Origin of the sequence: Streptomyces sp. LS1784, assembly GCF_020103755.1 — a bacterium.
In the GTDB taxonomy this organism is placed as follows: domain Bacteria; phylum Actinomycetota; class Actinomycetes; order Streptomycetales; family Streptomycetaceae; genus Kitasatospora.
The window spans coordinates 1-6079 of record NZ_JAHSQD010000505.1 but is presented as its reverse complement, the minus strand read 5'-3'; the positions used below and the strand labels follow the sequence as shown (position 1 = coordinate 6079).

General features: G+C 72.3%; 5 protein-coding genes, 1 tRNA gene and 1 riboswitch. Of the genes, 4 read left to right on the top strand and 2 right to left on the bottom strand.

Translation table 11 applies throughout. The features are described from left to right. Positions 1-199 precede the first annotated feature (199 nt). Positions 200-271: transfer RNA gene (locus tag KS423_RS36070), tRNA-Cys, on the bottom strand. A gap of 86 nt (positions 272-357) precedes the next feature. After that, a riboswitch (guanidine-III (ykkC-III) riboswitch) is annotated at positions 358-423 on the top strand. A gap of 43 nt (positions 424-466) precedes the next feature. Between KS423_RS36070 and KS423_RS36065 the strand changes: the two genes are divergently transcribed. Beyond that, positions 467-781, top strand: coding sequence for a multidrug efflux SMR transporter (locus tag KS423_RS36065; protein WP_224283964.1), 315 nt, complete (start codon positions 467-469; stop codon positions 779-781). Positions 782-875: 94 nt separating this feature from the next. After that, entirely contained in the window at positions 876-2315 is a 1440-nt protein-coding gene (locus KS423_RS36060) for an MFS transporter (protein ID WP_224283963.1), read from the top strand. Positions 2316-2318: 3 nt separating this feature from the next. Here the strand turns inward: KS423_RS36060 and KS423_RS36055 are convergent, their stop codons facing one another. After that, a complete protein-coding gene (locus KS423_RS36055) occupies positions 2319-3617 on the bottom strand; it encodes a hypothetical protein (protein WP_224283962.1) in 1299 nt (432 codons plus the stop codon). 404 nt (positions 3618-4021) lie between these two features. Between KS423_RS36055 and KS423_RS36050 the strand changes: the two genes are divergently transcribed. Together KS423_RS36050 and KS423_RS36045 are read left to right on the top strand one after the other, a co-directional pair. Next, a complete protein-coding gene (locus KS423_RS36050) occupies positions 4022-4666 on the top strand; it encodes a class F sortase (RefSeq protein ID WP_224283961.1) in 645 nt (214 codons plus the stop codon). Continuing rightward, positions 4663-5988 carry an esterase family protein gene (locus KS423_RS36045; RefSeq protein WP_224283960.1) on the top strand — a complete coding sequence of 442 codons (1326 nt, stop codon included), beginning with the start codon at positions 4663-4665 and terminating at the stop codon, positions 5986-5988. Before KS423_RS36050 ends, KS423_RS36045 begins: the two co-directional genes overlap by 4 nt. Positions 5989-6079 lie beyond the last annotated feature (91 nt).

Below are 6079 nucleotides of genomic sequence, written 5' to 3'. Positions count from 1 at the left end.
CCCCGCGGTGGTCGCCCCGGCGGCCGTCGCCGCGGCCGTGCGCGCCGCCACCGGCCTGCCGGTCGGCCGGCTGCCGATCCGGGCGGAGGACGCCGTCACGGCCTGACCGGATTCCCCGGACGGCGACGGAAACGACGGAAACAGCGAAAAGGAATTGCCGGACGACTTTCGGAGTCGACCGGCAATTCCTTTTCCGGTGAGGCCATGGCGGGAATCGAACCCGCGTGCACCGCTTTGCAGACGGTTCCCTAAGCCACTCGGGCACACGGCCAGTGAATTCATAGTGGCCGATCCGGGGGAGAGGGGTCAACGCCCCTTTGTAAATTCTGCATGGCAAGTGTGTGCTACCGTCGGGGGCAGGTGGCGGCATTTCCGCCACCCCGGACGAGCGCGTCGTACCCGGTGACGACAAGACGACGCAGTTCAGCGGCAATCCGGCCGCTGTGGACTGCGGAGGTGTCACGTCGTGGCCTGGCTCGTTCTGATCGTCTCGGGTTTCCTGGAGACCGTGTGGGCGGTCGCCCTGGAATCGTCCAAGGGCTTCACCCGCCTCGTCCCCAGCCTCGTCTTCGGCGTCGCGCTGCTGTTGAGCATGGGTGGTCTGGCGTACGCGATGCGCACCATTCCGATCGGCACCGGCTACGCCGCCTGGGTCGGCATCGGCGCGGTCGGCACCGCGGTCTACGGCATGGCCGTCCTGGGGGATCCGGTGACCATGGCCCGGATCGTCTGCCTGCTGCTGATCGTCTCCGGCGTGGTGGGCCTCAAGGTGCTGCACTGACCTGCGCCGCGCCGCCGTCCTAGGACCCGGGACCGAGCCGGTCACCGACCGGGGTCAGGGGTCATCGAAGCAGACGGCTCTTACGATGTTACGTATGACCACTGCCTCCCCCACCTCGGTCGACCCCGTGCCGATACCCCTCGACGACGACCCCGGTGGCGGGGTGCTCGGCGGCCGCTACCGCGCGCTGACGCTGGGGATCGTCTCGGTGGTCCTGGTGATCGCCTTCGAGGCGACCGCCGTCAACACCGCGATGCCGACGGCGGCCCGCCAGCTGGACGGCGTCTCGCTGTACGCCTTCGCCTTCTCCGGGTACTTCACCAGCACGCTGTTCGCCCTGGTCGTCTCCGGTCAGTGGTGCGACCGGCGCGGCCCGCTGCAACCGCTGTTCACCGGCATCGCGGTGTTCGGCGTCGGCCTGGTGGTGGCCGGGACGGCGCCCGGGATGTGGGTGTTCGTGGCCGGGCGGTCGATCCAGGGGCTGGGCGGCGGGCTGGTGATCGTCGCGCTGTACGTGGTGGTCGGCCGGGCCTATCCGGAGCGCTTGCGGCCGTCCGTGTTCGCGGCCTTCTCCTCGGCCTGGGTGCTGCCCTCGATCGTCGGCCCGCTGGTCGCCGGTGCCGTCACCCAGCACCTGGGCTGGCGCTGGGTGTTCCTGGCCGTGCCGGTGCTGATCCTGCTGCCGCTGGCCGTGATGGGCCCGGCGCTGGCCCGCTCCGAGCGCGAGCACCCGGTGGCCAAGGGCGGCGGTTTCGACCGCCGCCGCACCCGGCTGGCCGCGATGGCGGCGGTCGGCGCCGGCCTGGTGCAGTACGCCGGCCAGCGCCTCGACCCGATCGGGCTGATCCCCGGGGCGGCCGGGGCGGCGCTGCTGGTGCCGGCCGTGCTGGGGCTGCTGCCCGCCGGGACGCTGCGCGCGGTGCGCGGACTGCCGGCGGTGATCCTGCTGCGCGGGGTGTCGGCGGGGGCGTTCTTCTCCGCCGAGGTGTTCATCCCGCTGATGATGACCAGCCAGCGAGGCCTCTCGCCGACGCTGGCCGGGCTGACCCTGACCAGCGGCGGCCTCACCTGGGCGCTGGGCTCGTGGCTCCAGGGCCGGCCGGCCGCCGAGCGCTTCCGGGTGCCGATGATCCGGGGCGGCTTCGTGCTGACCGTGGTGGCGATCGGGGGCGCCGCGCTGGTGCTCGTCCCGGCGGTGCCGGCCTGGGTGGCCGCGGTCGCCTGGGGCGTCGGCGGCCTCGGGATGGGGCTGACCATCGCGTCCGTCAGCGTGCTGATGATGAAGCTCTCCAGGCCGGAGGACGCCGGCGCCAACTCGGCCGCGCTCCAGATGAGCGACGCGCTGGGCAACGTGCTGCTCACCGGCCTGGCCGGGGTGCTGTTCGCGGCGCTGGGCGGTGGCTCGGTGGCGGCCCTCCACGACACGGCGGAAGGCGCCGGGTCGCCCGGCGCCTTCGCGGTGGTGTTCCTGACCAGCATCGGGGTGTCGCTGCTGGGGGCGCTGCTCTCCGGCCGGGTCCGCACCCGGACCTGACGGTCAGCCGGCGGCGGCGGGGGCCCTGGCCCCCGCCGGGGCGCCGAGGAAGGACTCCCAGCCGCCGGCCGGGGACTGGCCCGGGGCGAGGGTCCGGAGCTTGCGCAGCACCGCCGGGTCCTGGGCGTCCAGCCAGTCGACCAGCTGCCGGAAGGAGACCAGCCGGACCTCCGGCTTGTCCGCGATGGCCTTGAGGACCTCCTCGACGGCGTTCATGTAGATGCCGCCGTTCCACTCCTCGAAGTGGTTGCCGATGACGTACGGCGCCCGGTTGCCGTTGTAGGTGCGCTCGAAGCCCATCAGGTAGGCGTCGCGGGCCTGGGCCTGGAAGCCGGGGCGGAGCGCCGGGTCGGCCTTGGTGTCGGGGCCGCACTGGTTGTACATGATGTTGTAGTCCATCGAGAGCACCTGGAAGGTGTGCCCGGGGAACGGGATGGACTGCAGCGGGAGGTCCCAGAGCGCGCCGCCCTGGATCTTCTGCGGCCACACCTGGGTGCCGTTGCCGCTGCTGTCGTAGCGCCAGCCGCGCTTGACCGCGGTGGGCAGCAGGTTGCGCTGGCCCTCCAGGCACGGGGTGCGGCTGCCGATCAGTTCCTTGCGGTAGTCGAAGGGCAGCGCCGGCAGGTCGGTGAAACCGGTGTTGGTGCGCCAGTTCGTCACGAAGTCCATCGCCTGCTCGATCTCGCTGTCCCACTCCTCCGGCGACCACTGGCCGACGCCGGTGGAGCCGCAGAAGTGGCCGTTGAAGTGGGTCCCGATCTCGTGGCCCTCCAGCCAGGCCGCGTGCACGTTCTCCAGGGTGTCGCGGATGTGCCGGTCGCTCAGGTAGCCGATGTCGGAGGCGCCGGCCTGGTGCTGCGGCGGGCGGTAGAGGTCCTTCTTGGACTCGGGCAGCAGGTAGAGGCCGCTGAGGAAGAAGGTCATCTTCGCGCCGTGTTCCCGGGCCAGCCGGCGGAAGCGGGCGAACAGGCCGTTGTCGAGCTCGCCGGCGCCGTCCCAGGAGAAGACCACGAACTGCGGCGGGCGCCGGCCGGGCCGCAGCTGCTCGGGGACGGGCTGGTGCGGCTGGGCGCCGGTGTCCGAGGTGGAGCCGTCGCCGATCAGGACGGCCTTCGGCGGGGGGATCGGGGCCGGGGCCGGGGTGGCGATGCTGCCCTGCTCCTCGGCCGTGCCGGTGGCCGGGACGGCGGTGCCGCTCACCCGCTCTCCGCCGGTGGCGTGGTTGCTGCCGCAGCCGGCCGCCAGGGTTGCGGCGGTGACGGCGCCGGCCGTCAGCAGGGTACGGCGGGAGAGGGCTTCCATGGTCACTCCGTTCGTGGGGCGGTGGGCAGCGTGGGGGAGTGCGGAGTCCGGCCGGGCACGTGGGTGATCGAACCCGTAACCGGGTCAGCATGGCACGGGGGTGAGGTCGGTCGAAGAAGCGCGGCGCGCGGTCGTGAGCGATCGCTCGAACGACGCAACCGATCGGACCCGTTGAACCGTCGGTAGCTCGTGTGCGGGTGTGTTCCCGCGGCGATCGCATGCGGGAGGCGGCCGTTGCGCTGCGCGACCGGACGCCCACACGGTGCAGGGAAGAGGCCATCGGCCCTGCCGATCGGCGGGTGCCGATACGACCGTCGTACGGACGTGCTTTACAGTCCGTTCCGGTTGAATTGTTCCCAGGAAACTCCCAGGAAGCGGGGTTCCGTCGGCAGAGGGGAGCGCCCGTGGGCGTCCAGCAGAGCAGGGGGCCCTGGCCGGGCACCCTGGCGGCCGGAGCCGCGCTGGTGCTCGGTGCCTGGCTGCTGCACGACGGAGGTTCGTCGGTGCCGCCGCCCACACCGGGGGCAGGCCAGGCCCAGGCCGGGATCGCGCCGGTCTCGGTCGTCCCGCCGCTGGGCCCGTCCGTGCCGACCCGGATCCGTATCCCGGCGGTGCGGCTGGACGCTCCGGTCGCCGCGCTCGGACTGGACGCCGACGGCCACCTCCAGACCCCGCCCGAGGCGGACCGCAACCTCGCGGGCTGGTACCGCGGCGGGGCAGGGCCCGGACAGCGCGGCACCGCGATCCTGGTGGGACACGTCGACAACAAGGCCGGCCCCGCGGTCTTCTATCATCTGGGCGCGCTCCGTCGGGGGGACCGGATCGAGATCGCCCGGGCGGACGGCGCCACCGCCGTCTACCAGCTCTACGCCATCGAAGTGCACGACCGAAAGGACTTCCCGGACGATCGGGTCTACCGTCAGGCCACTGACGCGCAGCTGCGGGTGATCACCTGTGGCGGCTCGTACAGCGAGGAACACGGCTACGACGGCAACGTCGTCGCCTACGGGTTCCTGGCCGACACCACCCCGCCGGGCAAAGCCGCATGAGCACGTTGACCCTTGCCTCCCGCTGGAACCCGATCGACTGGCCGCTCACCGAGGGCCTGATCCCGCACGCCGTGCTGACAGTCGGCTGGGCGGCGCTGTTCGCGCTCGCCGTCGGCCGCGGCCGGAGCTGGTGGCGGGTGCGCCTGCCCGCCGCACTGCTCACCGCGGCGGTGCTCAGCTGGCTGCTGGACGCGGTGGTCGACGGCTGGTGGCACCCCTTCCCGGAGGGCACGCCCCGGTACGTCACCTGGTGGATAGCCGTCGCCCTGCTCGGGCTCTGCCTGGCCGGCTACCGGATGCGCCGGCTCGACTGGCGGCGGCGGGGGCTCGCGCTGGGCCTGAGCGGCCTGGTGGTGCTGATGGCGTCCTCCGAGGTCAACATCGGCTTCGGCCAGTTCCCGAGCGGGCGCGTGATGCTGGCGCCGTGGCTGACCAAGACCGACGGGCTGGACGCCACCAAGACGGGCCAGGTCGTGGCCGCCCCGCCGGGCAAGTCGCTGGAGGAGGTCTGGCAGCCCCCGGCGGACCTGCCCGAGAAGGGCACCGTCTCGGTGGTGCCGATCCCCGGCACCAAGTCGGGCTTCAAGGCCCGCGACGCGTACGTCTACCTCCCGCCCGCCTACCAGGCCACCCCGCGGCCGCTGCTGCCGGTGGTCGTGATGATCACCGGTCAGCCCGGCGTCCCGGGGGACTGGGTGCTCTCCGCCCAGATCAACGAGGCGCTGGACGCCTACGCGGCGGACCACGGCGGCCTCGCGCCGATCGTGGTGATGCCCGACCAGCTCGGCTCCACCTGGGCCAACACGCTCTGCCTGGACTCGAAGATCGCCAAGACCCAGACCTACCTGGCGGTGGACGTCCCCAACTGGGTCCACCAGAACCTCCAGGCCGCGACCAGCCGGAACTCCTGGGCGATCGGGGGTGCCTCGATGGGCGGCACCTGCGCGCTCCAGCTCGGCGTGAACGCGCCCGAGGTGTACGGCACCGTCCTCGACATGTCCGGGCAGGAGGAACCGACCCTGGGCAGCCGGGAACAGACGGTCAAGGCCGCGTTCGGTGGTGACGAGAAGAAGTTCGACGCAGTCGATCCGCTCCAGGTGATGGCCCACAAGAAGTTCCCGGACACCAACGTCGCGTTGGTCGTCGGCGAGACCGACGAGGAGTTCAGACCGCAGATGGAGAAGGTCTACCAGGCCGTGCAGGCGGCCGGAATGAAGTCCAAGTTCGAACTGATGCCGGGCGGCCACGGCTGGGTCGTCTTCCGCCCCGGCATCGCCCAACAGCTCCCGTGGCTCGCCCAGCAGACCGGGCTGACCCGGTGACCGGGGCGGGGACCGCCCTGGTGGCCGTCGGCGAGGACCGCGGGCCGGGGCCGGACGCGGAGCGCGCGGCCGAGCGCGGCACCGACCCGGC

Excerpts from the sequence above, each read along its gene's own strand:
- KS423_RS36060 (WP_224283963.1), top strand. The coding sequence starts at position 876 with ATGACCACTGCCTCCCCCACCTCGGTCGACCCCGTGCCGATACCCCTC.
- KS423_RS36055 (WP_224283962.1), bottom strand. The coding sequence starts at position 3,617 with ATGGAAGCCCTCTCCCGCCGTACCCTGCTGACGGCCGGCGCCGTCACC.
- KS423_RS36045 (WP_224283960.1), top strand. The coding sequence starts at position 4,663 with ATGAGCACGTTGACCCTTGCCTCCCGCTGGAACCCGATCGACTGGCCG.